Here is a 25,639-nt window from a genome sequence, read left to right on the forward strand (position 1 = left end):
TTTAAAATGTTTGATTTTTTATATGATAATATTAGTTATTTAGGGCTTTTTATAGTGTGCTTTCTCTCAAGCACCCTTTTGCCTTTAGCAAGTGAAGCCTTTGTTTTGGGTTTTGTCAAGCTTGATTTTAATCCTAAGCTAGTTCTTCTCATAGCAAGTTTAGGCAATACTTTGGGAAGTTTAAGCACTTATGCCCTAGCCTATCTTGGAAAAGAAAAAATTTTAGAAAAATACTTTAGCAAGTCCTTAAAAAAACTAGAAAATTTCAGTATTAATTTTGCTAAATTTGGAAGCTTCTTTGCCTTTTTAAGCTTTTTACCTTTAATAGGAGATATTTTTGCTCTTGGACTGGGTTTTGCAAAATATTCTTTTGTAAAAACGGCTATTTTTATTGCTTTAGGGAAAGTTATTCGCTATTATGTTTTAATTTTTTTAGGACAATTCATTTGAAAGGGTAAGAATGAATAAAATTTTAAAAAACAATGTCAAAGCTTTAATGAGTGGAGTTAATGAACCCTTAGCCAATGCAATCAAAAGACTAATGACAGCGGGGGGGGGGATTAGGAATTTTACATGGGATAAGGGTAATATTTTTGATGTCAAAAGAAATATTTTAGTTTATGAAGATAGTTTAAAAGACGCTTTAGAGCGTAGTATTATAGAACAGAATTTAAGATACCCCATTCTTTATATCTACGGCATAGCCAGTATTATGTTGCTTAAAAAGCTTAAAAATCACTACAAAACTATTTTTGTTTTTGAAGGCGAAATCGAACTCTTTGCCCTTGCTTTAAGCGTTTTGGATTTAAGCAAAGAACTAAGCAAAGGCAGTATTTATCTCATTCATACCAAAGAAGCTAAATCAAAACTTCAATTAATGCTTCTTTTTAACCAAAAATCAATCTATGAGTGGCTTGGACTTTATGAGCTTTTTGTGAGTATGCCTTACTATGAACAATTTTACGAGCTTGATATTAATCATACACGCAAATTATGTCTTGAGCTGATAGAAGCTGAGTTTAGAAGCTCAAGTCAAGATGATTTATATTCTTTCACGCAAACCCATTTACTAAACAATATCCCCACTATGAGTTTGCACATTCCTTTTAAAAGCCTTATCGTAGAAAGAAAAAATCTCTTTGATGTGGCTATCGTTGTCTCAGCAGGTCCTAGCCTACACAAACAACTTCCTTTGCTAAAACAATACCAAGATAAAGCTTGTATTTTTTGTGCTGATGGAGCTTTAAATATACTCGAAAATGAAGGAATCACGCCTGATTATATTACAAATTTAGATTTTGAAAATCATCCCTTAGCTTTTTTTCAATCCACAAAAACCCAAGGCATTTTCTGCTTAGATTCTTGCACCCATCCCCAAGTCGTAGAGCTTTTAAACAAAAAGGCACTCAGCATTATTTTAAATTTAAATTACTCCAATCAAAGATTAGGGCTTGATGACTTTGGCTATATCGATACAGGTTCTAATGTTTCGCACTTTTCTTATACCTTAGCTTTGGAATTAGGATTTAAAACCATCATTCTCATAGGTCAGGATTTAGCCTATGATGAAAAAGGAAATTCGCATTCAAAAGGTTTTGCCTTAGGCGATAGGATTGAATCAGAACTTGATTATCCTAGTTTAGAAGTGTTAGCTTATGGAGGGCTAGGAAGCGTTAGAACGCATTTTATTTGGAATGATTATAAAATGAAATTAGAATATCTTTTTGCTTGCAATAGTGAAAAAGCTAAATTTTATAACGCAACACAAGGTGGAGTAAGGATTAACTATACCGAAGAACTTCCTTTTGAAGAATGTTGCAAGCGTTTCTTAACAAGAAAAAAACCTGATTTTACCTTACCCAAACCCTTAGCACCCAATAAAAGTCAAAAACTTTTAGAACAATTTCACACCAAACTCGCTGGGGATTATCATTGTGCCTTAAGCTTTTTAAATGATGCTAAAAATTTACAAACTATGCTAGAACAAATACAAAACGCCCAAAAAGAACTCCCCTTAGCCTTTTTACAAGGAGTTTATGCCAGTATAGATAAATTTAATCAAGCCTTAAACACAAATGAATTTTTTTATATGGAATATTTTCGCTCTATCTTTTTACAAAGAGGATTACACCTGAGTCGGGTTTTGATTTTAAAACTAGAAGATGAATCAAGCTATATTTTGCACTATATCCAAGCTTACGCCGAATGGTTGCTTAAATTTATCCCTATCTTAGAGCAACAACTTGAAAAAATTTCTAAAATTTTAATGTTATAATATCTCACTTTAAAGAAGGAAGTGGGATGAAAACTTTAACTATTATCGATACTTTTGGATTTTTTTTCAGGCTTTATTATGCCTTAAAAGGCTTTAAAAATTCAAAAGGACAAGCCAGTGGAATGGTTAGCGGTTTTGCTAATTTTATTTATAGTTTAAAAAACGAATATAAAAGCGATTATATTATTTTTGCACTGGATTCTAAGGGAAAAACTTTTCGTAGCGAAATTGACCCAAACTACAAACAAAACCGCACTCCACCACCCCCTGAGCTTTTAGAGCAAATTCCCATTTGCATAACTATGATAGAAAAAATGGGTTTTATAAGCGTTTCAAAAGAAGGTTACGAGGCTGATGACATCATCGCTTCTTTTGTAAAAACTTGCGAAGATAAAGATATTTTTGTGCGTATCATCACGCAAGATAAGGACCTTTATCAACTTATCAAAGATGGAAAAACAAGCATTTATAGTCCTATTTCCAAAAATGACTACAACGAGGCAGCTTGTTTGGAAAAATACGGGGTAAAACCTTGTCAAATGAGAGATTTTTTGGCTCTTTGTGGAGATAGTTCTGATAATATCCCCGGTGTCAAAGGCATAGGAGCTAAAGGGGCTAAAACTCTACTTGATGAATTTGGTAGCCTAGAAGGAATTTATGAAAACTTAATACTAATTCGCAATGAAAGAAATCGCACCCTGCTCTTAGAAGGTAAAGAAAATGCCTTTTTAAGCAAAAAACTTGCTTCTTTGTATGAAAATTTAGAAGTGCAAAACCTGATAGAAAAAGCAAGTTACCCAGAAGAAGAACCGCTTTTGAAGGTTCTTGAAATTTTAGAACATTATGAGCTTAATGTCTTGCTTAAAAAATTGCGTCAAAATCCTGATAATAAAGATAAAAATTTAGGCTTTAAAGCCACTTTGATACAAGATGAAAACAAGCTTTTTGAAATTTTAAATACCCTTGATAAAGAAAGCATTATAGCCTTTGATACAGAGACCACAGGAGTGGATGCAAAAGAAGCAAAAATAGTCGGTTTTAGTTTTTGTATGAGTGAAAATGAAGCCTTTTATGTGCCTTTAACCCATAATTATCTTGGAGTTGATAAACAAATTGCCTTACAAAGTGCCAAAAAAGCCATAGAACTTATTTTTAAGCACTTTGTCATAGGACATAATCTTAAATATGATTTTAAAATCATAGAGCAGAATTTCGCCCTAAAGCCACCTCAAAAATTTGCCGATACTATGATTTTAGCGTGGCTTTACAATCCTAGTTTGCGTGTGAATATGGACGATTTAGCCTTAAGACTTTTTTCTTACGAAACCTTACACTTCCAAAGTCTTGTCAAAAAAGGAGAAAATTTTGCAAGCGTAGAGCTTGAAAAAGCTTGTAAATACGCAGCAGAGGATGCTTATATCACTTTAAGATTTTATCTTTATTTTTTAAAAAATCTCGAAACTCCTTTGCTAAAATTAGCTCAAACTTGCGAATTTGATTTTATTAAAATCACTATGATGATGGAAAAAAATGGTATCAAGCTCGATACAAATGCTCTTGAAAATCTTATGAAAAAATTTGAAAAAGAAATCAAGCATTTAAGTGAAGAAATTTACACGCTTTGTGAAGATAGGTTTAATTTAAATTCGCCCAAACAAGTAGGCGATATACTTTTTGAAAAACTCAAACTTCCAAGCGGAAAAAAAGGCAAAACAGGATATTCCACCGATGAAAAGGTTTTAAACGAACTCTTAGACAAACACCCTGTTATTGCTAAAATTTTAGCTTATAGAGAACTTGCGAAACTTTACTCAACTTACTGTGAGCCTTTATTAAAATTTGCTTTAAAAGATAAAAATTCACGCATTTATTCAAGCTTTTTACAAACAGGCACAGCCACAGGACGGCTTTCATCTAAAGAGCCTAATTTACAAAATATCCCCGCACACGGACAATACGCAAAGGATTATAAATCCTGCTTTGTGGCTGAAGAAGGATTTAGTTTTATCAGTCTTGATTATTCTCAAATCGAGCTTAGAATGCTTGCACACTTTAGCGAAGATGAGAAGCTTTTAAATGCCTTTGCAAATGATGAAGATATACATGCAAGAACGGCTATTATGATTTTTAATCAAAGCAATTACGAAACCAGAAGTATTGCAAAAAGCATTAATTTCGGGCTAATTTATGGTATGGGCTATAAAACTTTAAGTCAAAATTTAAAAATAGAAGCCTCTTTAGCTAAGTCCTATATAGAAAAATATTTTCAAAATTTCACAAGTATTAAAAAATATTTTGAAAAAGTTAAGAACGAAGCTAAACAAAATGGCTTTATTGCCACTCTAAGCGGTCGTAAGCGTTATTTTGACTTTGAAAATGCTAAACCTATGCAAATGGCTATGTATGAAAGAGAAAGTATAAATTCTATCTTACAAGGCTCAGCAGCCGATGTTATCAAACTTGCAATGCTAGAAATCAACAAGGAATTAAACGAAGACAAGAAGCTTATTTTGCAAATTCACGATGAATTGATTTTCGAAGTAAAAGATGAATTATGCGAAAATTTTGTGAAAAAAGCTAGTGATATTATGGAAAATATAGTAGAATTAAAAGTAAAATTAAAAACAAGCTCAAGTATTGCTAAAAATTGGGGAGCTTTAAAATAATCAAGGAGTAAAATTCAATGGACCTTTCAACCATACTAGGAATGGTGTTGGCAGTTACTAGTATCTCTGTGGGGGATATTTTAGAAGGGGGAAATCCCTTGCATGTTATACACCTTTCATCCTTTCTCATAGTGATGCCAACGGCAGCCTTTTGTGCGATGACAGGAACGCATAAAAAAATCGTCAAAGCTGCCTATAAAGAACTTAAAGTTGTTTTTAAAGGCTCAGGTGTGAATTTACCCCAGCGTATAGCCGAGCTAATAGAATTTGCTATTATTGCTCGTAGAGATGGACTTTTAGCCCTTGAATCCAAAACCAACGAAATTGAAAATGAATTCCTAAAAAATGCTATGATGATGCTAGTCGATGGCAAAAGCTTTGAAGAAATTCACGAAAGTATGGAAATTCAGACCGAACAACTAGAAGAGCATTATAAAGAATGTGCTGAATATTGGATAGTGTTTGGAGAAACCTGCCCTACTATGGGACTTGTAGGAGCGGTTTTTGGTCTTATTTTGGCTCTTAAATTGCTTGATAATCCACAGGCTATGGCGGCAGGGATTTCGGGTGCTTTTACTGCTACGGTTACAGGGATTTTTGGAGCTTACGCACTCTTTGCACCTTGGGGTAGAAAAATGAAAGCCAATGGTATGGATTTGGTCAAAGAGCAAATTGTCATCACAGAAGCTATAAAAGGGATTGCAGAAGGAGCAAATCCTAGGGATTTAGAAGCAAAACTTTTTAATTTCTTAGGGCACGATGACGCTAGAATTTCACAATTTGACAAGGGTTAAAAATGGCTAAAAAACATAAATGTCCCGAATGTCCAGCAGGTGAAAAATGGGCGGTGCCTTATGCAGACTTTCTTAGTTTGCTTTTGGCACTTTTCATCGCCCTTTGGGCTATTTCTAAGAGCAATCCTGCTAAGGTAGAGGCTTTAAAAACCGAATTTATTAAAATTTTTGAATACACTGCTTCACAGACCGTGCAAGAAGAAAGCCAAACCCAAGAAAAACACAAGGGTGCAGCAAGAGAAGAAAGCGATGAGCTTAAATCCTTAAAGCAAATGACAATGACTCAGCAAGAAACCATAAGACGCCTTCAAGCAGCACTTGACCAAAGCGATAATCAAGTCGCACTCAATTTACCATCTAAAGTTGAATTTGAAAGAGGAAGTGCTGAAATTACTTCAGCTGATATTCAAGATTATCTTAAACGCATGGCAGAGCTGACAAGCTATTTGCCCCCTCAAGCAAAAATAGAAATCAGAGGCTACACTGATAATAGCGATTCAGCCTTAAGAAGCTATGAGTTGGCTTATCACAGAGCCGAAAATGTTCTAAAATATTTCATAGAAGGCGGGGCAAATTTAAAAAATATCAGCCTTAAAAGCTATGGACTTAATGAGCCTATCAATGCCAATCCACAAGCCTTAGAAAATAACAGAGTAGAAATTTATTTTAAGGTCGATAGTGAAGATACAAGCACACAAAAATCCGTGCTTGATTTCATAAATCAAATGGGAAACCAAACGCCTTAAAGCTAGTTTCCTTTTTTTACTTGACCTGCTAGGCGGCTTTTGTTGTTTGTATTATAAACAAAGCCTAAGACTTCAGCTACCGCCTTAAACATTTCTCTAGGAATAAGGTCATTTACTTCACAAACCTTGTAAAGCTCTCTTGCTAAAGGTGGATTTTCATAAACTACAACATTATTTTCATAAGCAACTTGCTTTATGCGAAGGGCGAGAAAATCCACCCCTTTAGCAACAACCCTAGGAGCTTGTTCTTTGCTGGTATCATAACGAATAGCCACAGCATAATGCGTAGGATTTGTAATCACCACATCCGCTCCTGCAACATCTTGCACCATACGGCGTCTTGCTGCTTCCATTTGCACTCTGCGAATTCTAGCCTTAACCTGTGGGTCTCCTTCCATTTGCTTATATTCATCCTTTATCTCTTGTTTGCTCATACGCAAACCCTTAAAATACTGAAAACGCACCAAAAAAACATCCAAAACCGCAATAACCAAAAAAGCCACTATCACAATAGCAGCTAAAATAATAGCCTTATCCCTAAGCCAAATAAGCTGGGCGAACATAGTATAAAGCTCAACTTTAGGAAGTTCTTGCATAAATTGAAGCAAAACTATAAAAGCTATGGCAAAAACAACACCTACTTTTAAAATAATTTTTAGACTCTCAACAAGTTTTTTTAAGGAAAAGAGATTTTTTAGACCTTTTAAGGGATTGATTTTGCCTAAATTGGGCGTAATGGGTTTAGTCGTAAAAATAAAGCCAAACTGCATAACATTACCTAAAACACCCGCAACCATAATGCTTAAAACTATGGGTGCAAGAATGATTAAAACTTCAAAAATACTTTTAATCATAATAGCTTGAATAATACGCAAATCAAACTCAACTCCAATAAAACTTTGATAATACCTGTATAAATTCACAATCCTTTCGCCCATAAAACCCATCATAAATAAAGTTATAGTTACTCCAACAATTAAGGTTACGATAGCCGCTGCATCTTGGGATTTGGGAACATTGCCTTCTTGCCTAGCGTCTTCTATCTTTTTGGACGTGGGTTCTTCTGTTTTTTCTTGGTCTTCGCCTGCCATATTTACCCTTAAAAATTTAAAGCTAAATTATAATGAAAAAATATAAATTTGTAGAATTTTATCTAAGAAAGTGTGGTCTAAAGCAAAAGTTTAGACCAAGAATTTTAATCTTTATTTTTTAAAGCTTCAATCATCTCTTGATGATTTTTCTTGTTAGTATTTTGCAAAATGGCTACAATACCCCAAATCGAAGCAATAAAACAAAAAAAGCTCCAAAAAAGGACATTATCATAAAATAGCCTATCACACAAAGGATAAAATTAAAAATAGCTTGTATCCAAAGACCCCTAACAAGTAAGGCAACATAAGGGAAGAAAAACGCTAAAATATAAATCATAAATTCTCCTAAAAGTAAAATAAAAGCTCATATGATACCCCCTTTTTTTAAAAAAAATTTGCTTAAATTTACTTTAAGTCGAATTTGAATAAAAAATCAGTTTGAAACGAAGAAAAAGGATTAAAATGGAGAAAAAGCCTCAAAAAGAGGCTTAAAATTAAAGTTTGCTTTCGTTTTTGCCAAGATAATCCGCCACGCCTTTAGGGTTAGCTTTCATACCTTCATCACCTTTATTCCAACCTGCTGGACAAACTTCGCCGTGCTCATTAGTAAAAAGCATAGTATCAACCATTCTTAGCATTTCATCGATATTTCTACCTAATGGCAAGTCATTAATCACAGCATGACGCACTGTTCCATCGGCATCAAGTAAAAATGAACCACGAAGTGCCACAGCCTCTGCATAAAGCACATCAAAATTTCTAGCAATTTGCTTAGTTAAATCAGCGACAAGTGGGAATTTAACTTGACCGATACCTCCTTGATTTACTGGAGTATTTTTCCAAGCAAAATGTGAAAATTCATTATCACCTGAAATTCCAATCACTTCAATACCGCGATTTTTAAATTCTTGGTATCTTTTATCAAAGGCTATAATTTCCGAAGGACAAACAAAGGTAAAATCTTTTGGATAAAAAAACACTACCGCACCCTTTGGACCTATATTTTTATAAAGGTTAAAATCCTCAACGATTTCATTGTTTCCTAATACTGCTGGAGCAGTAAAATCTAAAGCTTTTTTAGTTACTATCATAAACTTTTCTCCTAAATAATAAATTTTATTGATAACGAAATTATATCGTTTAAATCTTTAATTTTTTTTTAAATATTTTAAAATAATAAAAAATTCAAAATAAACTTATAATTATTATCAAAAAGTAAAATTTTTGATTATCAAAATTTACTTTTTTTAAGAATTTTATGTTAAAATCTCACCTTGATATTTTAAACCTAAACAAAGGAGAAAAAATGGCTGTAAAAATTACAGATGTATGTATTGCTTGTGGTTCTTGCATAGATGAATGTCCAGTGGGTGCCATCGTTGATGATGCTAATAATCCTGAAGGCGAGGACAGATACTATGTTTATGCAAATAAATGTGTTGAGTGTGTAGGACACAATGACCAACCAGCTTGTGCCAGTGCTTGTCCAACTGATGGGTGTATAGTATGGAGTGCCATAGAATCAGGACAACCAAGTCGCGATAATATCGGTGCTGATATGAGAAGTGGAGATACTCCAGTTTTTGCATAATAAAGAAAGCTAGCAGTCGCTAGCTTTTTCTTCAATTTAACTTTCTTTAAACAAATTCAAGTATAATTTTAAGCTTTATTAAAATAAGGAGTTATTGCAAAATGGAAAAAACTTTATCTATAATTAAACCTGATGCTGTTAAAAAAGGTGTTATAGGAAAAATTTTAGAGCGTTTTGAAAGCAATGGTTTAAGAATTGCCGCAATGAAAAAAATTCAGCTCTCTAAAGAACAAGCTGAAAATTTTTATGCTATTCATAGAGAAAGACCTTTTTTTAAAGACTTGGTTGAATTTATGATTAGCGGTCCTGTTGTTGTTTCTGTATTAGAAGGAGAAGGTGCGGTATTAAAAAATAGAGATTTAATGGGAGCAACTAATCCTAAAGAAGCTAAAGCAGGAACCATTAGAGCAGATTTTGCTGAGAGCATTGATGCCAATGCAGTTCATGGAAGCGATAGTCTAGAAAACGCGAAAATAGAAATTGAGTTTTTCTTTAAATCTAATGAAATTTGCTAAATGAAAATCGCTTTTTCTAGGATTGGTGCAAAAGAATATCCTTTTAAACTCAATCTTGAAAATATGATTTTTGAAGGAAATTTAGCAAAAATAAATCCTAAACTTGTTAAAGTAAGTGCCACTATGCAGGGTTTCATTTATAAGCCTTGTGATAGCTGCGGGGCTGAATTAGAACTTGAAATTAAAGAAAATTTAGAACTTTTTGCAAGTGATGGTATTTTTAAAGATAAGGCAAACGAATTAAGCAATACCATAGAATTTTTTGATGGACATATTGATTTAATAGAACTTGCTATTAGTGAGCTTGAAGCTTATTTGAGTGATTATTTTTACTGCAAAGAGTGCAGTTAGTTAAAATTTTATAAAGGAGAAAAAATGGCAGTACCAAAGAGAAGAGTGAGTAAAACCCGTGCAGCTAAACGCAGAACTCACTATAAAGTTAGTCTTCCTATGCCTGTGAAAGACAAAGATGGAAGCTATAAAATGCCTCACCGTGCTAATGCAACAACTAAGGAATATTAAAATCAATGATTAACATTGCCATTGATGCAATGGGTGGTGATTTTGGAGAAAAGCCCATTATAGAAGGTGTTTTGAAGGCTTTAGAAAAACAGCCTTTTAACGCTATCTTAGTGGGAAATTCTAAAATTTTAAAGCCTTTGATACCAAAAAAATTAGAGAGTTATATACAATACGAAGAAGCAAATGAAATTTTTTCGATGAATGAAAGTGCCACTGATGCTTTAAAAAATAAAGAAACAACTATATATAAAGCCATCAATTTGCTTAAAGAAAAAAAAGTAGATGCCGTAGTTTCAGCGGGTCATAGTGGTGCAAGTATGTCATTAGCCACTTTAAGATTAGGCAGACTTAAGGGCATTTCAAGACCTGCTATTGCAACTTTGATGCCAAATGTTATAGGCAAAACCTTGCTTTTAGATGTGGGAGCTAACACAGATTGCAAAGCCGAAAATTTATTCCAATTTGCCATAATGGGTGAAGTTTATGCTAGAGAAATTATGCAAATTCAAAAGCCACGCCTTGCTTTGCTTTCTAATGGCGAAGAAGAATGCAAGGGCAATGAACTTACCAAAGAAAGCCATCAACTCATAAAAAAAATTCCCAATTTTATAGGCAATGCTGAAGGTAGGGATATTTTTAACGGCGAGATTGATGTCTTAGTCTGCGATGGTTTTGATGGAAATGTGATTTTAAAGGCTTGTGAAGGCGTGGCAACAGCGATTTTTCAAATTCTAAAAAAGGAAGTAAAACAATCTTTTATTTCTAAAATCGGTGCTTTGCTAATGAAAGCGTCTTTTAAAAGATTAAAAAAGCACATTGATTGGCAAGAATACGGCGGTGCGCCTTTGCTTGGGGTTAATGGCTGTGTCATCATAAGCCACGGCAAAAGCGATGCTAGAGCCATTCAAAATGCGATTTTTCAAGCCATAAATTTTAGTCAATCACACCTTAATGAGCTTATAGAAAACGAACTTGGAAAATACAATGCTTAAAGCCTCTCTTAAAAGCATAGCTTCTTATATCCCGGAAAAAATTTTAAGCAATGCCGACCTTGAAAAAATGGTCGATACTAGCGATGAGTGGATTACTAGACGCACGGGTATTAAACAAAGACGCATAGCCAGTGAAAACGAAAATACGAGTGATTTAGGCACAAAAGCAGCTATTAAGGCTATACAAAGAGCGAAATTAAAACCCCAAGATATTGATGCTATTCTTGTGGCTACTTTAAGCCCTGATTATTTTACTATGCCCTCAACAGCTTGTAAAATCGCTGCAAATTTAGGACTTACAAATATCACAGCCTTTGATATTTCAGCAGCTTGTTCGGGTTTTATTTATCTTTTAGAACAGGCAAAAGCCCTAGTCGAAAGTGGCTTAAAAAAAAATGTTTTGATTATAGGGGCTGAAAAAACGAGTTCTATTATGGATTATAGCGACAGAAGTATTTGCATACTCTTTGGAGACGGTGCAGGTGCGGCTATTGTGAGTTTAGATAGTGAAAATCACATCCTTGATGTGCATACTGCAAGTAATGGGCATTATGGAGAACTTTTGATGACTAAGCGTTCTCAAAAGGCTCATAGTTGTCAAAATTTAGCCATGCAAATGAAAGGCAATGAAGTCTTTAAAATCGCTGTGAATACACTAAGTTCTGATGTTGTAGAGCTTTTAGCTAAAAATAAAATTTCATCACAAAACATTGACCTTTTCATCCCTCATCAAGCCAATTTACGCATCATTAAAGCCGTGCAAGAAAAATTAAAATTAAGCGATGAAAAATGCGTTATTACCATAGAAAAATACGGCAATACCTCAGCTGCTTCCATACCTATGGCAATGAATGACGCGTATGAAGAAGGTCGCCTTAAAAAAGGAAAATTAATCTTACTCGATGCCTTTGGGGGTGGTTTTACTTGGGGTTCGGCTCTTTTAAAATTTGGAGGAGAGAATTTTTAACTCTCCTTAAGTCTTCCAAAAGCTTGAATTTCCACTAAATAACCTTCTGCCAAAGCACTTCCCACGCAAGCTCTAACAGGTTTAGGATAGTTTTTAATCCATTCATCATAAACTTCATTCATTGCATCAAAATCTTGCATATTGGCTAACCAAATTTGAATTTGAATCAATTCAGCTTTACCAACTCCTATTTTTTCAAACAAAGTATCAAGTTCTGCAAGAGCTTCTTTGGTTTGTTTTTGAATATCCCCACTAGGTTCAAAAGCTACTTGTCCTGCGGTTTTAAAATATTTATCATAAACAATAATCTGCGACATTCTATCACACTCATCAAAACGCTTTATCATACGTATTTTCCTTGAAAAGCTTTCATAAATTCACAAAGCGTTCGCACCTGCTCTAAATTTATGGCATTATAAAGACTTGCACGAATTCCACCTAAAATTCTATGCCCTTTAAGCCCTAGCATTCCCGCTTCTTGTGCTTCTTCTACAAAAAGAGCTTCCAAATCTGTATTTTTGGTAATATTAAAACTTACATTCATTAAAGACCTATCCTTTTTATCTGCGTGCCCCTTATAAAAACCTTCACTTTCATCAATGCACTTATAAAGCATAGCAGCTTTTTGAGAATTTTTTTCATGGATTTTATCAAGTCCGCCTTGATTTAAAAGCCAATCCATTTCAAGATTAAACATATAAATCGCAAAAGTGGGCGGGGTGTTAAATAAAGACTGATTTTGTGTATGAATAAAGTAATTTAACATACTAGGAAGTTGTTTATTTTGCGACCTTCCAAGCATATCCTTACGGATAAAAATACAGCTAAGACCCGAAATTCCTGCATTTTTTTGCACCCCACCATAAAAAAGAGCAATATTTGAAAAATCCACTCTTCTAGAAAAAAAATCACTCGATGCATCGACAATCAAAGGAGCCTTGCTTTTAGGATACTCCTTATACTGGGTTCCATAGATGGTATTATTAGAGCAAATATAAGCATAATCGGCATTATCGCTAAATTCCACTCTAGGAATATGATTAAAATTACTTTCCTCGCTACTGGCTACGATTTTTACATTGACACCTAAAATTTGAGCTTCTTTAATCGCTTTTTTCGTCCAAACTCCCGTATTTGCGTATTCGCAAACTCCATCTCTTGCCAAATTCATAGGAATCATTGCAAATTGCAAACTCGCCCCACCTTGTAAAAACAACACTTCATAATCATCATTTAGACCATAAAGCTTCTTAGCCTTTTCTTGCGCTCCAAAATGCACCTCTTCAAACACCTTTGTGCGATGAGAAATTTCCATTATAGAATAACCTTTGCCCTGATAATCACAAAGTTCTTTTTGAGCTTGCTCTAAAATTTCCAAAGGTAAAGTTGATGGTCCTGCACTGAAATTGATTTTTCTCATAAATTATCCTTTATAGAATTTTTGCTTCTTTTTGAGAAGTTTGAGAGCTTAAAATAACAATATCATCACTTTTAAGTTCTTCTAAACTTGCTATTTTACCCTTTTTTTTGATACAAATGAATTTTTTACTCTTATCAAAAAAATTTTCATGTTGCAAATAAGCATTTTGCAATTTTTCTAAACTTAACTCGCTATAACGCAATTGATTTGACAAGGAGTTATGAAGCTGTTTTTCCATACTATAACTTTGCTTTATTTTCTCAGCTATCATTTTTGGCAAAGAATTCGCTTTAAAAAATTGCTTTAAATTTAAAAGCAAATTTTCATAATTTTGCATTCTATTTTTCCAAAGTTGTATTAATTTTTCTTCGGTTAAATCCAAACTTTGCTCCATATCCAACCTAGAATAAAATAAAGTGTCAATGGCAGCTGAAGGAGTAGGCGCTCTAAAATCAGCCACAAAATCGCTTATCACATAATCAATCTCATGTCCAATGGCTGAAATAATGGGGGTCTTAGCCTTAAAAATTTCTCTTGCCAAGCTCTCATCATTAAAACAAAATAAATCTTCCCTACTGCCCCCACCACGAGCTAAAATAATGACATCTAAGTTTCCATTATCAGCCTTTTTTAAAGCTTGAATGAGAGAAGAAGGGGCATTATTTCCTTGAGTTAAGCTATCAAAAACATAAATTTTAGCTAAAAAATACTCTTTTTGTTTAATAAGCTTTAACATATCTTGCAAAGCAGCGGAAGTTTTTGAAGTGATAATGCCTACTTTTTTAGGAAAGCGTGGCAAATTTTTTTTATGAGTGGGGTCAAAAAGTCCTTCTTTTTCCAAGCGTTCTTTTAAAGCTAAAAACTGAGTTTCTAAATCCCCAAGCCCTGCTTTTTTCATACTTGTAGCGATAAATTGATAACGCCCACTCTCAGCATACAAGCTCACAGTGCCTTCAAGCTCTAAAAAATCCCCTACTACTGGTTTAAACCCGACTTTTAAATTCGCTCCTTTAAACATAGCGCAGGCTATGCTGGCTTTTTCATCTTTTAAATCAAAATACCAATGCCCCGAGCTGTGTAGGGTGATTTTAGAAAGCTCCCCGCTTAAAATAATATTTTCCAAATAACTCTCAAGCAAGGCTTTTGCCTTGAGATTTAACTCACTTACGGTCATAAAATTCCTTAATGTGTAAAATCGTTACAGCGTTTTGGGGAATTGTTTATTTTCTTTACGCTATTTATATTTTTTAAGTTTGGATTATATACAATTTTTTGTATATGCAAACTTAAACAAAGGATAAACAATGAAATTAAAACTTCTAGCCTTAGCTATGCTCGTATCTTTAGGATTGGCTAAAGAGCCAAATCGCCCTGAATGTATCGCCCCTGCAAAACCCGGAGGTGGCTTTGATTTGACTTGTAAATTAGCCCAAGTCAGTCTCACTCAAACAGGCATCATTTCAAAGCCCATACGCACCACTTATATGCCCGGTGGAGTGGGTGTAACGGCTTACAATACTATGAATACCTCAAAATCCAAAGACCCCAACGCCATAGTAGCCTTTTCAAGTGGCACCTTGCTAAATATAGCCACAGGTAAGCACGGCAAATACGATGAAAATAATGTGAAATGGCTTGCTGCTGTGGGTGTCGATTATGGAACCATAGTAGTAAGATCAGATTCTCCTTATAAAGACCTTAAAGATTTGCTTGAAGCCTTGAAAAAGGACCCAAAAGCTGTAAGTTTTGGTGCAGGTGGCTCTGTGGGAGGGCAGGACTGGATGCAAACAGCTCTTCTTGCTAAGGCTGCAGGTATTGATGTGTCTAATGTGCGTTATGTAGCCTTTGAAGGCGGAGGGGATGCCCTTACTTCCTTACTAGGAAATCATATTTCAGCTGTATCTTTGGGTATGGCTGAGAGTTTGCCACATTTAGAAGCAGGGACTATTAGGGTTTTAGCCGTCTTTGCTGATGAGCGTTTGAAAACAGAAAATAAAGCCAAAGATGTCCCAACCGCAAAAGAGCAAGGCTATGATGTGGTATGGCCTACTATTCGTGGCTTTTACATGGCACCAAATGCCCCTGAAGATGCTTATAATTGGTGGCTTGAAGCCTTTGGAAAACTTTATGAAAGCAAGGAATTTAAAGAGCAAAGAGAATTAAGAGGCTTGTTTGAATTTAACAAAAAAGGCAAAGAGCTTGATGCCTTTGTTAAAGAACAAACCAACACCTTTAGAGAATTAGCCAAAGAATATAAGCTTGTAAAGTAAAACTCAATGTTAAGCACGAGAATTTTTGCTGTATTTTTACTACTGCTGAGTGCCTTTTTGCTTTATAATGGTTGGCAAATCACCACAGAATACAGCTACGAGCCACTAGGACCGCGTCCTTTTCCCGTAGCTAGTCTTATTTTGATAATGCTGTGCTGTGTTTTGCTACTCTTTTTTGCGGAAAATACTAGGGTGCAATGGGGCGATTTTTCCCTTTGGAAAAAGCTTATTATTTTAATACTCGCTCTTTTGGTATTTGCCTTAGTTTTTGAGTATCTTGGCTTTATGCTCTCGGTGGGCTTTCTTGTTTTTATTATGGCTATGCTTTATGGAGCAAAGCCTTATTTAGCACTGCTTTTTGCCTTGTTTTGTGGCATAGCTTTTTATTATTTTTTTGAAAATCTTTTGCAAATCACCTTGCCTTTTGGTTTGATTTTTGAACAAGGATAAATATGGACATTTTGATGTATTTAGCTCAGGGCTTTGAAGTAGCCTTGTTACCTAACAATCTCATCATAGCTCTCATCGGTTGTTTGATAGGCACTATGGTCGGTATGTTGCCAGGACTTGGTCCTATTAATGGCGTAGCCATACTTTTGCCCCTAGCCTTTGCTATGAATTTACCTGCTGAATCAGCTCTCATACTCTTAGCCACGGTTTATATGGGCTGTGAATATGGAGGTAGAATTTCATCCATACTTTTAGGCATACCCGGGGACGCAGCTGCCATTATGACTACCCTAGATGGACACCCCTTAGCCAAAAAAGGACAAGCGGGAAAGGCTCTTTGTATCTCGGCTCTAAGCTCTTTTATAGGCTCTTTTATAGCCATTTGTGGCATTATTTTATTTGCTCCCATACTGGCTAAATGGGCTTTAAGCTTTGGTCCTACTGAGTATTTTGCTCTGATTATCTTCGCCCTTGCAACTCTAGGCTCTATGATGGCACAAAAACCCATTCGTTCCTTTCTGGCTGCTCTTATAGGACTTTTCTTAACCACCATAGGTGTGGATGCCAATACAGGAGTCTATCGCTTTAGCTTTGATAATCCCCATCTTTATGATGGAATTTCCTTTGTGGTGCTAGTTATAGGGCTTTTTTCCATTAGTGAGCTTTTTTTGATACTAGAAAACACTCATACAAGCAAGGCTATGATTAAAAAAACAGGCAAACTTCTCATCAGCTTTAAAGAATTTGCTTACACCTTTTGGACTATTTTGCGTTCTGCTGTGGTGGGTTTTTTTGTAGGGGTTTTACCCGGAGCGGGTGCTACCATAGCTAGTGCTATTACTTATATGAGTGAGAGAAAATTAGCAGGTAAAAAGGGACAATTTGGACAAGGCGATTTAAAGGGAGTGGCTGCTCCTGAAGCGGCTAATAACGCGTCAGCTTGTGGTTCTTTCATCCCTATGCTGACCTTAGGACTTCCGGGTTCTGGCACTACGGCTGTAATGATGGGGGCTTTAACGCTTTATAATATCAACCCCGGTCCTGCTATGTTTAGCGAACAAGCGGGTTTAGTCTGGGGCTTAATCGCCGCCTTGCTTATAGCCAATGTTTTGCTTTTGATTTTAAATATTCCTTTAATCGGCATTTTTGTGAGAATTCTTAGTGTGCCTTTGTGGATACTAGCACCCATTATCGCTGTGGTATCGGCTATTGGGATTTATTCTATTAATAGCACAACTTGGGATTTATTTATGATTTTCCTTATAGGTGTGATAGGTTTTGTGCTAAGAAAGCTTGAATTTCCTATGGCACCCTTGATACTGGGCTTTGTTTTAGGGGAGCATTTGGAAGTGAATTTACGCCGTGCCTTGTCGATTAGTAGCGGGGATTTAAGCATATTGTGGCAAGGAAGCATTGCTCCTATCTTGCTTATTGCTGCTTTTTTGGTAATGTTCGTGCCACCACTACTTAAAAAACTGGCTAAATCTTTTGCAAAATAAACATAGAGCTTATGCCAAAGCTAAGGCTTTTAAATTCTAGCAATTTAAAGCCTGCTTTCTCAAGCTCACTAATAAATTCATCCTTGCTTAAAAATCCTTCAATAGAATTAGGCAAATACTCATAAGCACTTTTATTTTTACTAATCATTCCACCCAAAATAGGCAAAATCTTTTGAAGATAAAAATCCCTACAAGCTGCGATAAAACCGCCCTTTTGTCTTTTTGTAAATTCCAAAACTACCAAAATTCCTTCCTTTTTAAGCACCCTAGCAAATTCGTTTAAAGCCTCCTCTCTCTCAACAACATTGCGAATACCATAGCTAATACTTACAAGGTCTAAGCTTTGACTTTCTAGGGGCAAATTTTGTGCTTTAGCTTCTATAAATTCAAGGCTTGGGAATTTATGCTTGGCTACGCTTAACATAGCACTGCTTGGGTCAATGCCTTTGATACTTAAAATATTTTTTTGCATTTTTATAGCACTTTGTTGCCAAATTTCTATCATATCGCCTGTCCCACAAGCAATATCAGCGATTTTTAAATCCTTTTTTGGGTATAATTTTAACACTCTTTCACAAGCTTTTTTACGCCACGCTATATCCACGCCAAAGCTTAAAATTCTATTAGCCCTGTCATAGGTAGGGGCAATTTGGTTAAACATTTGAATGATTTTTTCTTGTTTTTGCATTTTTATCCTTTGTAAATTTTCAAATTTTTACTTGATTTTTTAAGCAATTTGAAAAACTTAGCTCTCTTTTTTTCATCAAAAATATTTTTTTCCTTAGCTTTAAAATACTTTTTATAAAGCTTTTTTAGGCTTTTTATTTCAAAAAAATTATGAAAATATTCTAAAAATATCGCTAATTCAAAAAGACTATCTTCAAAAAGCTCTAAATTTTTTAAGATATTTTTTCGAAATAAAACAATCTTTTTTCTAAGCTCTAAAGCGACAAGCTGTTTAAAAAAGCTATCCTTAGAAGCACCCTCATAAAAAGAATGCTCTTTTATGAAAAAATCAAAATCATTAAACAAAGCTTGAATTTTTTCATCGCTTAAAAATAGCAATAAATTTTCATAGAACTTTTCACTTGCGAGAATTTGCAAAATATCTTGAGTTTTTTGCGTTATATCTTTAAATTTTAAAGCCAAAGCGTTGCTTAATTTTTCATCTAAAATAGTATTCATATTAGATAAAACCACATACAAGGTCCTTGAATGAAACAAAAACTCACCCAAACTTTGCCTATCCTTTTTTTCTAAACACAAGCTCCAATTTAATTTTAATTTTCTAAATACATAGAACAAAAAAATTCTAAACCCATCATAAGCGTTAATAGAACTTGGAAAATCTAGGGTAAAATTTTGGTTTTTTTCTATAATTTTAAAGCATTTTTCTATATCAAAATTCTCACAGCCAAAGCCGTATAACACGATAAATTTGGAATCTAAATTATGAAGCAATTCTTCTTTGATTTTAAAATCTTTAGGAAGTTTGAATTCCTTAGCACAACTTAAAGTGGGAAAAAACACCTTTAAAACGCAAATTTGACCCTCTTCATAAACATCAATATAGCTTTTTAAAGAACAAAGCTTAAATTCAAAGCGTTCTTTTTTAATGCTCCTTCCTATAAGCTTTTTTCGAGCTTTTTCAAATTTTTTTTTAGAAATTTTTTCTTCTTGATTCTGCTCTAAAATCTTATCATTAATTTGAGTGATTTTATAAAATTCATCACAAAAACTTTGAAATTTAACACTACACTTAGGGCTTATTTGAGTATAAAAAGTTTCGAATTTGTAGCTTTTAAGGGGTATATCATCTTTGCGTAAATTCTCTAAAAGAGTAGAGTCAGAAAGTAAGAAGCTTTTTTGAATTTCATAAACCATTAAAATAACCCTTAAAATATGTGGGTTATTTTAACCTTATTTTGCTTAATGACACTTTTTGCAAGTATCAACATAAGCACAAACGGATAAATGATTAACGAGATTGCCTATTTTTTTTTCTAAATACTCTTGATATTCATAAAGCTTGGTGTCTTTAAAACTTACATCCTCTATATTCCCGCACTTAGAACAAACCACATGAATATGTTCTTCTTCATAAATATCATAACAAGCTTTTTGATTTAAAACATTAATCTCAACAACCAAACCCTGCTCTTGCAAGGTGTTAAGATTTTTATAGACCGTTGCTAAAGAGATTGAGGGGTATTCTTTTTTAATTTCTGTATATAATTCATCGATATTAGGATGTTCATGTCTTTTTAAAATTTTTAAAACACAAAGCCTTTGTGGAGTAGCTTTTAACTCGTGTTTTTTAAGCATTTGCAATAATTCCATACTCATCGTCCTTATTTTTTAATCAAAAATAATAATCAATTTTTCATTAAAAAAAGTTTATATCAAATAATATTTTTTATCCTTTAGCTATAAAAATTTCAAAACTTGCTTTAATAAACTATCCCCATCTTTTTGCAAATTTTTTTCCACTTCATGGCTTTTGCCGTGTTCTATAAATTCATCTTCATACTCGAAGCTAACAAGCCTTATAGCTAAATTTTGCCTTTGTAAAAAATCATTAATCAAACTTGCCACCCCGCCCATTTTAGCATTTTCGCTAAAAACAAACCAAATTTCACTCTTTTGTGCTAACTCACACAAAAGCTCTTCGTCTAAGGGTTTAGCAAAAATCAAATCAATCAAATTCGCATTTTCACCCCTTTCTTGCAAGGCTCTTAAAACCTGCCATCCCTTAGCCACGCCTTGTCCGTAACCTAAAAAAGCAATTTTGCTATTATTTTTGACAAGCCATTGGGCTTTAGCTAATTTTATCTCACAGGGATGAAATTCTTCATCTAAAACAAAACTCCCCCTAGGATAACGAAAAGCTAAGGGACCTTGATGTAAATAAGCATACTCCATTATTTTTTGCATCATTTGCTCATCTCTTGGGGCTAAAAGAGTAAGATGGGGCAAAGGGGCTAAAAAACTCACATCAAAAACACCCTGATGCGTTTCTCCATCCTCGCCTACAATACCCGCTCTATCCACAGCAAAAACCACATTTAAATTCATAATCGCACAATCGTGAATCACTTGGTCATAAGCTCTTTGCAAAAAGGTGCTGTAAATAGCGATAAAAGGCTTAAATCCTTCCTTTGCCATAGCCGCCATAGAAGTTACAGCGTGTTGCTCGGCAATCCCCACATCCCAAAAACGATTTGGATATTTTTCTATGAGTTTATCAAGCCCTGTCCCGCTTGGCATAGCCGCTGTAACTCCAACTATATTTTCATATTTTGCGGCTAATTCTAGTAAATTTTTAGAAAAAATTTCAGTAGCAGATTTTTTAGTATCATTTTTTTTAATGCTCTCTCCGCTATTTATATCAAAAGCACCCACTCCGTGCCATTTAGCGTTCTTCCCTTGAGCTGGGGCATAACCCTTACCTTTGATAGTTTGAGCGTGTATAACGCAAGGTTTTTGCATAGCCCTTGCTTGTCTTAATGCAGAAATAATCTCGCTTAAATTATGCCCATCAATAGGTCCTATATATTCAAGTCCTAACTCCTCAAACAAAAGTCCCGGGGTAATGAGCTTAAAACTCTCTTCAAAGCGTTTTGCCATATAAGTCGCACTTTCAGGCAAAACATCTAGCATTTTAGCAATGCGTTTTTTGAAATTTTGATAAAACTGGGTTGCCATAGCCTGAGAAAGGTATTTTGAAATCGCACCTATGGGTTTTGAAATACTCATTTCATTATCATTTAAAAGTATCACGCAAGGAAATTTAGAATCGCCCAATTCATTTAAAGCCTCATAAGCCATTCCTGCACTTAAAGCTCCATCGCCGATTAAGGCTATGGGAATGCGTTTTTCTTTTTTTAAAGCGATAGCCTTACAAGCACCCACTGCCAAAGAAATAGAAGTGCTTGAATGCCCAGCTACAAAATAATCGCCTTCGCTAGGCTTGGTATAACCGCTTAAGCCCCCTTTCTGTCTTAAGGTGTGAAAAATTTCTTCTTTTCCGCTTAAAAGTTTATGCGTGTAGGATTGATGAGAAACATCAAAAATAAAAGGGTCTTTTGTGGCGTCAAAAACCAAGTGCATAGCTATGCTTAACTCCACAACACCTAAATTTGAACTTAAATGTCCCCCATTTTTGCTGACAACTTCTATAATCCTTTCACGCAAGGTGGAGGCTAAATTTTCTAATTCTTTGAGACTTAGTTTTTCTAATTCTTCTTGAGTGTGGGCGAATTTTTTACTCATTATGCACCATTTTTTTGATTTTATCCAAACGAGAATTAAGATTAGATTCTATATTGCCTGCATCACTTATAATAACCACACTTCCTTTACTGATGGCATCATCAAGACTGACTTTAATATGAGCATTAGCTCCAAATTGTTCTTTTAAATACTCATAATCGTCCCCATTAACCTTAAGCTCAATGGCACTAGCACCCTTAAGCTCAGTGATTAAATCCTTAGCCAAAGCGTAAGCTATTTTACTGGAATTCATTTCAAGCTCTTTTAAAATCACTTCCTTAGCAATATCTATGGCAGTTTGGGCTAATTCTTTTTCGTTTTTTTCTACAAAGGCGTCTAAATTCACACAAGCCTCGTCTAGCTTGGCTATGCTTTTAAGATATTTATCTTTAACTTCACTTAATTCTTTTTGAAATTCTTCCTTTGCCTTTTCATAGCCTTCTTTGCTAAATTTTTCCTTAGCATTTTCAAGTTCGGCATTTAAGCGGTTGTTAAATTCATTCTCTTGGCTTTCTATTTGCATTTGAAGCTTGATAATATTGCTTGACATCTCATCAGTTTTTTTAAGCAAATCTTCAACAAAACTAGGCTGGAAAGCTGGAGCTTGAATTTCTTGTATAGCCTGCGTCGAAGCGGTGTTTTGTTTGTCTTCAGCTTGATTTTCGTTATTTAAAGGCGTATTAACATTTTCTTCAGCTAAAGCTTGAGTGGCTTGTTTTTTTTCTCCTATATGATTGTCAAATTCAGAAATCACTTTAAAACGATATCCTTCAACAACGTGCTGTTGAGAAGCTCCGCCAGAAATTACATTGCTACGATTAACCATACCACACCTACTCTATCATTTCATCCGCATCGCCTGTTTGCACAAGTCCTTGCTCGGCTAGTTTTTGCACTACTTCAACCACTTTTCTTTGAGCATCTTCGACATCCTTAACCCTTACAGCACCCAAAAAGCCCATTTCTTCCAAAAAAGCCTCACTGGCACGGGTGGACATATTGGCTAGGAATTTCTGCTTTAATTCCTCGCTAGCTCCTTTTAAGCCTATCATTAAATCACGCTTATCAGCCACTTTTAGAATTTCTCTAATAGCATTGGTGCTTAGTTTTTGTATATCATCGAAGGTAAACATAAGCTCTTTAATGGTTTCAGCCAAGCGTTCATCACTTTGTTCTATATAAGTGATAGTCGATTTTGAAGCCTTTTGACCAAGGCGGTTTAAAACCTCAGCCACAGCTCTAGGACCGCCCACTTCAACCTTATAAGAAGTAAGGCTTTCTAGCTTACTCTCAAGCACAGCAGAGACTCTTTTGATAATGCCCGGAGAAATATCGCCCAAATTCGCCATTCTTATGACAACCTCAGCCCTTAATTCATCACTAAAATACTCCAAAGTTTCAGCCGCATGAATAGAATCCATATGAGCTAAGATTAAGGCTATGGTTTGAGGGTGTTCTTTGGTGATAAAGTCGGCTAACTGCTGGGGTTTAATTTGTGCCAAATAAGCAAAATTTTGATTATTCTCCATACTTTTGGTAAGTTTTTCTAAAATTTTATTGGCAATTTCAGGTCCAAAGGTGCGGAAAAGTATTTCTTTGGCGTATTCTAAGCCACCGCTTTTAATGTATTGATTAGATTGCAATAGTGTATAAAATTCTTCCAAAACCGCAGTAGCCACAGAACGATCTACATTTTTAGCCATAGCAATATAACGCGAAATTTCCGTAATCACATCAATCTCCATATGTGAAAACACAGCCGTAGTCGCATCTTCTCCTAGCTGAATGAGAAAAATCGCCACCTTTTCAGGCATAGATAAATCATCATAAATCATTTTTTGTTCTTCACTAAGCTTTATCATTACATATCCTTGTCGCCAAATTCGCTATCATTTTGGATTAAATTTTGCAAAAGTGCAGCAATTTCTTCCCCCTTATCACTTACCAAACTACGCAGTTTTTCAAGTAAAACTTCATATTGTATAGAATCTTCGTTGAAGTTTTCTCCAAAACCCAGTTGCTCTTCGACCTTTTTCCTAGCCGCATTGAATTTTTCTAAAGCATCTTCAGCATCGTCTAAAACAGCACTAGGGCCTTGCTGCATTTCTTCTTGTGCTGCAACATCTTCGAGCATTTTTTGAGCAAATGGAGCGATAATCTTCTTATAAAATATAAAAAGCAAAATCGCAGCGATAAAGTATTTAACCGGTGGAATAAAAGGCTCAATAAAGCGATTATAAAAGGTCTTAACCTTGCTTTCAACTCTGATAGATTCGCGATGAAAAGGTAAATTTTGCACTACAACACTATCTCCCCTTGTAGCGCTAAAATTAATAGTATTTTTAACTATGCTTTCAACACTTGTAAGCTCTTCTTTACTTAATGGAACATATTCGCTTTTAATCTCTCCATTTTCATCTACCACATCTTGATACTTTCCATCTATGGTAACAGCTGCTGAAGTACGAAGAACGGTGGCAAATTGTTTTTTAGTATTTGTGATGGTTTTAGAAAGTTCATTATTGGTAGTAACTTGATTTTTTTTATAAGTATCTATTTGACCTTTATTATCCAGCCCTTCAACGGGTCCTATGTTTGAAACGGCTCCGGGAACGCCTTGAATTTGAGGCTCTTGTCTGCCTGTTTTTTCTTCATTTAAGGTTTGTTCGCTACGCACTATAGGATTTGGGTCATAAATTTCACTTTGAGATTCTTGTTTGGAAAAATCAAAATCTATATTTACGCTCACTTTTACCTTATCCATACCACCTGCAAAAGGGGCTAAATTTTCAATGATTTTATCTTCTAGAGCCTTTTCTTGATCGCTTTTAAATTTAATTTGCGCACGAACCAAATCATCTTCATAGGCTTCTTGTTCATCAAGTGGCACACCACTTTGGTCGCTAATCTTAACATTTTCTTTAGTCAGTTTTGGAACTGCTGCTGAAACAATATTTTTTATACCATCAATTTGCTTTCTAGTAAGCTTCAAGCCTTCACGAACATTAACAACAACTGAAGCTGTAGGTGGAATTTGCCTTTCGGTAAAAACGCTGTCTTTTGGAAAAGCTATATGCACAACAGCACTGCGTATAGGCTCTAGGGTTTCTATTGTTCTTGCAAGCTCCCCTTCGATAGCTCTTTGGTATTTTACTTTTTGCTCTTCATTTGTAGCTCCAAAAGCTTGAGTATCAAAAGCTTCAAAACCTACGCGACTATCTTTGATAAGCCCCTCACTAGCTATAAACATTCTTTGGCGATAAACCTGATCTTGTGGAACTAAAATTTTATTTTCACTTTCTAATTTATAAGGAATATTATTTTGTTCAAGCTTAGCCACAATAGCCGCAGAAGAACTAGGGCTTAAATTCTCAACCAAAACCGCATAGCCACTATTTGCACTACTACCACTCCCACGAAATAAGGCTAAAAAGACCAAAAACCCTACCACCACAACAATAGAAGCGGCAATAACTATGCGTTGCTTACGGGTTAGGTTTTGATAAAGCTGACCTATTTGATGAAACATATTTTTAAAATCCATTAATTCTCATCCCTTAAATTTAGCG

The 25,639-nt window shown here is 34.8% G+C and carries 27 protein-coding genes; 14 read left to right on the forward strand and 13 right to left on the reverse strand.

What is annotated here, in order from left to right:
• Positions 1 to 6: 6 nt before the first annotated feature.
• Genes ACLL8X_RS06090 through motB form a run of 5 tightly spaced genes read left to right on the forward strand, consistent with a single transcriptional unit; the run spans position 7 to position 6,481 of the window.
• Positions 7 to 450, forward strand: a complete 444-nt coding sequence (locus tag ACLL8X_RS06090; protein WP_411990032.1) for a YqaA family protein — start codon at positions 7 to 9, stop codon at positions 448 to 450.
• A gap of 10 nt (positions 451 to 460) precedes the next feature.
• Complete coding sequence (locus ACLL8X_RS06095) at positions 461 to 2,275, forward strand: motility associated factor glycosyltransferase family protein (protein WP_411990033.1); 1,815 nt, start codon at positions 461 to 463, stop codon at positions 2,273 to 2,275.
• Positions 2,276 to 2,301: 26 nt separating this feature from the next.
• Entirely contained in the window at positions 2,302 to 4,941 is a 2,640-nt protein-coding gene (gene polA / locus ACLL8X_RS06100; protein ID WP_411990034.1) for a DNA polymerase I, read from the forward strand.
• A 17-nt stretch (positions 4,942 to 4,958) separates the two neighbouring features.
• Positions 4,959 to 5,735 (forward strand): flagellar motor stator protein MotA, encoded by a 777-nt coding sequence (gene motA / locus ACLL8X_RS06105; RefSeq protein WP_411990035.1) that lies wholly within the window; start codon positions 4,959 to 4,961, stop codon positions 5,733 to 5,735.
• A 2-nt stretch (positions 5,736 to 5,737) separates the two neighbouring features.
• Positions 5,738 to 6,481 (forward strand): flagellar motor protein MotB, encoded by a 744-nt coding sequence (motB, locus tag ACLL8X_RS06110; protein WP_411990036.1) that lies wholly within the window; start codon positions 5,738 to 5,740, stop codon positions 6,479 to 6,481.
• 2 nt (positions 6,482 to 6,483) lie between these two features.
• Here the strand turns inward: motB and flhB are convergent, their stop codons facing one another.
• From flhB to ACLL8X_RS06125, 3 genes are all read right to left on the reverse strand, one after another.
• Positions 6,484 to 7,572 carry a flagellar biosynthesis protein FlhB gene (flhB, locus tag ACLL8X_RS06115; RefSeq protein ID WP_411990037.1) on the reverse strand — a complete coding sequence of 363 codons (1,089 nt, stop codon included), beginning with the start codon at positions 7,570 to 7,572 and terminating at the stop codon, positions 6,484 to 6,486.
• A 172-nt stretch (positions 7,573 to 7,744) separates the two neighbouring features.
• Positions 7,745 to 7,909 (reverse strand): flagellar biosynthesis protein FlgG, encoded by a 165-nt coding sequence (locus ACLL8X_RS06120; protein ID WP_411990038.1) that lies wholly within the window; start codon positions 7,907 to 7,909, stop codon positions 7,745 to 7,747.
• A 157-nt stretch (positions 7,910 to 8,066) separates the two neighbouring features.
• Positions 8,067 to 8,663, reverse strand: coding sequence for a peroxiredoxin (locus tag ACLL8X_RS06125; RefSeq protein ID WP_411990039.1), 597 nt, complete (start codon positions 8,661 to 8,663; stop codon positions 8,067 to 8,069).
• A 215-nt stretch (positions 8,664 to 8,878) separates the two neighbouring features.
• Between ACLL8X_RS06125 and ACLL8X_RS06130 the strand changes: the two genes are divergently transcribed.
• The 6 genes from ACLL8X_RS06130 (at position 8,879) to ACLL8X_RS06155 (ending at position 12,159) form a co-directional block, all read left to right on the forward strand.
• Positions 8,879 to 9,163 (forward strand): DUF362 domain-containing protein, encoded by a 285-nt coding sequence (locus tag ACLL8X_RS06130; protein WP_411990040.1) that lies wholly within the window; start codon positions 8,879 to 8,881, stop codon positions 9,161 to 9,163.
• Positions 9,164 to 9,264: 101 nt separating this feature from the next.
• A complete protein-coding gene (gene ndk / locus ACLL8X_RS06135) occupies positions 9,265 to 9,678 on the forward strand; it encodes a nucleoside-diphosphate kinase (RefSeq protein ID WP_411990041.1) in 414 nt (137 codons plus the stop codon).
• Positions 9,679 to 10,029, forward strand: coding sequence for a hypothetical protein (locus tag ACLL8X_RS06140; RefSeq protein WP_411990042.1), 351 nt, complete (start codon positions 9,679 to 9,681; stop codon positions 10,027 to 10,029).
• Positions 10,030 to 10,053: 24 nt separating this feature from the next.
• Complete coding sequence (gene rpmF, locus ACLL8X_RS06145; RefSeq protein ID WP_411990043.1) at positions 10,054 to 10,200, forward strand: 50S ribosomal protein L32; 147 nt, start codon at positions 10,054 to 10,056, stop codon at positions 10,198 to 10,200.
• A 5-nt stretch (positions 10,201 to 10,205) separates the two neighbouring features.
• Positions 10,206 to 11,192 carry a phosphate acyltransferase PlsX gene (gene plsX / locus ACLL8X_RS06150; RefSeq protein ID WP_411990044.1) on the forward strand — a complete coding sequence of 329 codons (987 nt, stop codon included), beginning with the start codon at positions 10,206 to 10,208 and terminating at the stop codon, positions 11,190 to 11,192.
• On the forward strand, positions 11,185 to 12,159 hold the full coding sequence (locus ACLL8X_RS06155; protein WP_411990045.1) for a beta-ketoacyl-ACP synthase III: 975 nt from the start codon (positions 11,185 to 11,187) through the stop codon (positions 12,157 to 12,159). The genes plsX and ACLL8X_RS06155 overlap by 8 nt, the downstream gene beginning before the upstream one ends.
• On the opposite strand, the gene ACLL8X_RS06160 is transcribed toward ACLL8X_RS06155, so the two are convergent.
• From ACLL8X_RS06160 to xseA, 3 genes are read right to left on the reverse strand one after another with little or no spacing between them, the layout of a single operon-like run.
• Positions 12,156 to 12,506, reverse strand: coding sequence for a RidA family protein (locus ACLL8X_RS06160; protein ID WP_411990046.1), 351 nt, complete (start codon positions 12,504 to 12,506; stop codon positions 12,156 to 12,158). The genes ACLL8X_RS06155 and ACLL8X_RS06160 overlap by 4 nt on opposite strands.
• A complete protein-coding gene (serC, locus tag ACLL8X_RS06165; RefSeq protein ID WP_411990047.1) occupies positions 12,503 to 13,579 on the reverse strand; it encodes a phosphoserine transaminase in 1,077 nt (358 codons plus the stop codon). The genes ACLL8X_RS06160 and serC overlap by 4 nt, the downstream gene beginning before the upstream one ends.
• A gap of 10 nt (positions 13,580 to 13,589) precedes the next feature.
• Entirely contained in the window at positions 13,590 to 14,753 is a 1,164-nt protein-coding gene (xseA, locus tag ACLL8X_RS06170) for an exodeoxyribonuclease VII large subunit (RefSeq protein WP_411990048.1), read from the reverse strand.
• Positions 14,754 to 14,883: 130 nt separating this feature from the next.
• Between xseA and ACLL8X_RS06175 the strand changes: the two genes are divergently transcribed.
• The 3 genes from ACLL8X_RS06175 to ACLL8X_RS06185 are packed head-to-tail and all read left to right on the forward strand — an operon-like array spanning position 14,884 to position 17,798.
• Positions 14,884 to 15,849 carry a tripartite tricarboxylate transporter substrate binding protein gene (locus ACLL8X_RS06175; protein ID WP_411990049.1) on the forward strand — a complete coding sequence of 322 codons (966 nt, stop codon included), beginning with the start codon at positions 14,884 to 14,886 and terminating at the stop codon, positions 15,847 to 15,849.
• Positions 15,850 to 15,855: 6 nt separating this feature from the next.
• Positions 15,856 to 16,299, forward strand: coding sequence for a tripartite tricarboxylate transporter TctB family protein (locus ACLL8X_RS06180; protein ID WP_411990050.1), 444 nt, complete (start codon positions 15,856 to 15,858; stop codon positions 16,297 to 16,299).
• Between the two features lie 2 nt (positions 16,300 to 16,301).
• Complete coding sequence (locus ACLL8X_RS06185; protein ID WP_411990051.1) at positions 16,302 to 17,798, forward strand: tripartite tricarboxylate transporter permease; 1,497 nt, start codon at positions 16,302 to 16,304, stop codon at positions 17,796 to 17,798.
• Here ACLL8X_RS06185 and ubiE read toward each other — a convergent pair.
• From ubiE to fliF, 7 genes are all read right to left on the reverse strand, one after another.
• Positions 17,779 to 18,486 (reverse strand): bifunctional demethylmenaquinone methyltransferase/2-methoxy-6-polyprenyl-1,4-benzoquinol methylase UbiE, encoded by a 708-nt coding sequence (ubiE, locus tag ACLL8X_RS06190; RefSeq protein WP_411990052.1) that lies wholly within the window; start codon positions 18,484 to 18,486, stop codon positions 17,779 to 17,781. The genes ACLL8X_RS06185 and ubiE overlap by 20 nt on opposite strands.
• A 2-nt stretch (positions 18,487 to 18,488) precedes the next feature.
• Complete coding sequence (locus ACLL8X_RS06195; RefSeq protein ID WP_411990053.1) at positions 18,489 to 19,682, reverse strand: hypothetical protein; 1,194 nt, start codon at positions 19,680 to 19,682, stop codon at positions 18,489 to 18,491.
• 45 nt (positions 19,683 to 19,727) lie between these two features.
• On the reverse strand, positions 19,728 to 20,138 hold the full coding sequence (gene perR, locus ACLL8X_RS06200) for a peroxide-responsive transcriptional repressor PerR (protein ID WP_411990054.1): 411 nt from the start codon (positions 20,136 to 20,138) through the stop codon (positions 19,728 to 19,730).
• Positions 20,139 to 20,225: 87 nt separating this feature from the next.
• The gene (gene dxs, locus ACLL8X_RS06205; RefSeq protein WP_411990055.1) at positions 20,226 to 22,070 is read right to left on the reverse strand and encodes a 1-deoxy-D-xylulose-5-phosphate synthase; all 1,845 of its coding nucleotides are present in this window, start codon (positions 22,068 to 22,070) and stop codon (positions 20,226 to 20,228) included.
• On the reverse strand, positions 22,063 to 22,896 hold the full coding sequence (fliH, locus tag ACLL8X_RS06210; protein ID WP_411990056.1) for a flagellar assembly protein FliH: 834 nt from the start codon (positions 22,894 to 22,896) through the stop codon (positions 22,063 to 22,065). The genes dxs and fliH overlap by 8 nt, the downstream gene beginning before the upstream one ends.
• Before the next feature lie 7 nt (positions 22,897 to 22,903).
• Positions 22,904 to 23,932: a flagellar motor switch protein FliG gene (gene fliG, locus ACLL8X_RS06215; protein WP_411990057.1), complete on the reverse strand. Its 1,029-nt coding sequence runs from the start codon at positions 23,930 to 23,932 to the stop codon at positions 22,904 to 22,906.
• On the reverse strand, positions 23,932 to 25,614 hold the full coding sequence (gene fliF, locus ACLL8X_RS06220; protein WP_411990058.1) for a flagellar basal-body MS-ring/collar protein FliF: 1,683 nt from the start codon (positions 25,612 to 25,614) through the stop codon (positions 23,932 to 23,934). Before fliF ends, fliG begins: the two co-directional genes overlap by 1 nt.
• Positions 25,615 to 25,639 lie beyond the last annotated feature (25 nt).

It is taken from the genome of Campylobacter parajejuni (genome assembly GCF_046764905.1).
GTDB lineage: Bacteria > Campylobacterota > Campylobacteria > Campylobacterales > Campylobacteraceae > Campylobacter_D.

What these genes read in the sequence shown, in the direction of transcription:
- ACLL8X_RS06090 (WP_411990032.1), top strand. Translation starts at nt 7, where the DNA reads ATGTTTGATTTTTTATATGATAATATTAGTTATTTAGGGCTTTTTATA.
- ACLL8X_RS06095 (WP_411990033.1), top strand. Translation starts at nt 461, where the DNA reads ATGAATAAAATTTTAAAAAACAATGTCAAAGCTTTAATGAGTGGAGTT.
- polA (WP_411990034.1), top strand. Translation starts at nt 2,302, where the DNA reads ATGAAAACTTTAACTATTATCGATACTTTTGGATTTTTTTTCAGGCTT.
- motA (WP_411990035.1), top strand. Translation starts at nt 4,959, where the DNA reads ATGGACCTTTCAACCATACTAGGAATGGTGTTGGCAGTTACTAGTATC.
- motB (WP_411990036.1), top strand. Translation starts at nt 5,738, where the DNA reads ATGGCTAAAAAACATAAATGTCCCGAATGTCCAGCAGGTGAAAAATGG.
- flhB (WP_411990037.1), bottom strand. Translation starts at nt 7,572, where the DNA reads ATGGCAGGCGAAGACCAAGAAAAAACAGAAGAACCCACGTCCAAAAAG.
- ACLL8X_RS06120 (WP_411990038.1), bottom strand. Translation starts at nt 7,909, where the DNA reads ATGATTTATATTTTAGCGTTTTTCTTCCCTTATGTTGCCTTACTTGTT.
- ACLL8X_RS06125 (WP_411990039.1), bottom strand. Translation starts at nt 8,663, where the DNA reads ATGATAGTAACTAAAAAAGCTTTAGATTTTACTGCTCCAGCAGTATTA.
- ACLL8X_RS06130 (WP_411990040.1), top strand. Translation starts at nt 8,879, where the DNA reads ATGGCTGTAAAAATTACAGATGTATGTATTGCTTGTGGTTCTTGCATA.
- ndk (WP_411990041.1), top strand. Translation starts at nt 9,265, where the DNA reads ATGGAAAAAACTTTATCTATAATTAAACCTGATGCTGTTAAAAAAGGT.
- ACLL8X_RS06140 (WP_411990042.1), top strand. Translation starts at nt 9,679, where the DNA reads ATGAAAATCGCTTTTTCTAGGATTGGTGCAAAAGAATATCCTTTTAAA.
- rpmF (WP_411990043.1), top strand. Translation starts at nt 10,054, where the DNA reads ATGGCAGTACCAAAGAGAAGAGTGAGTAAAACCCGTGCAGCTAAACGC.
- plsX (WP_411990044.1), top strand. Translation starts at nt 10,206, where the DNA reads ATGATTAACATTGCCATTGATGCAATGGGTGGTGATTTTGGAGAAAAG.
- ACLL8X_RS06155 (WP_411990045.1), top strand. Translation starts at nt 11,185, where the DNA reads ATGCTTAAAGCCTCTCTTAAAAGCATAGCTTCTTATATCCCGGAAAAA.
- ACLL8X_RS06160 (WP_411990046.1), bottom strand. Translation starts at nt 12,506, where the DNA reads ATGATAAAGCGTTTTGATGAGTGTGATAGAATGTCGCAGATTATTGTT.
- serC (WP_411990047.1), bottom strand. Translation starts at nt 13,579, where the DNA reads ATGAGAAAAATCAATTTCAGTGCAGGACCATCAACTTTACCTTTGGAA.
- xseA (WP_411990048.1), bottom strand. Translation starts at nt 14,753, where the DNA reads ATGACCGTAAGTGAGTTAAATCTCAAGGCAAAAGCCTTGCTTGAGAGT.
- ACLL8X_RS06175 (WP_411990049.1), top strand. Translation starts at nt 14,884, where the DNA reads ATGAAATTAAAACTTCTAGCCTTAGCTATGCTCGTATCTTTAGGATTG.
- ACLL8X_RS06180 (WP_411990050.1), top strand. Translation starts at nt 15,856, where the DNA reads ATGTTAAGCACGAGAATTTTTGCTGTATTTTTACTACTGCTGAGTGCC.
- ACLL8X_RS06185 (WP_411990051.1), top strand. Translation starts at nt 16,302, where the DNA reads ATGGACATTTTGATGTATTTAGCTCAGGGCTTTGAAGTAGCCTTGTTA.
- ubiE (WP_411990052.1), bottom strand. Translation starts at nt 18,486, where the DNA reads ATGCAAAAACAAGAAAAAATCATTCAAATGTTTAACCAAATTGCCCCT.
- ACLL8X_RS06195 (WP_411990053.1), bottom strand. Translation starts at nt 19,682, where the DNA reads ATGGTTTATGAAATTCAAAAAAGCTTCTTACTTTCTGACTCTACTCTT.
- perR (WP_411990054.1), bottom strand. Translation starts at nt 20,138, where the DNA reads ATGGAATTATTGCAAATGCTTAAAAAACACGAGTTAAAAGCTACTCCA.
- dxs (WP_411990055.1), bottom strand. Translation starts at nt 22,070, where the DNA reads ATGAGTAAAAAATTCGCCCACACTCAAGAAGAATTAGAAAAACTAAGT.
- fliH (WP_411990056.1), bottom strand. Translation starts at nt 22,896, where the DNA reads ATGGTTAATCGTAGCAATGTAATTTCTGGCGGAGCTTCTCAACAGCAC.
- fliG (WP_411990057.1), bottom strand. Translation starts at nt 23,932, where the DNA reads ATGATAAAGCTTAGTGAAGAACAAAAAATGATTTATGATGATTTATCT.
- fliF (WP_411990058.1), bottom strand. Translation starts at nt 25,614, where the DNA reads ATGGATTTTAAAAATATGTTTCATCAAATAGGTCAGCTTTATCAAAAC.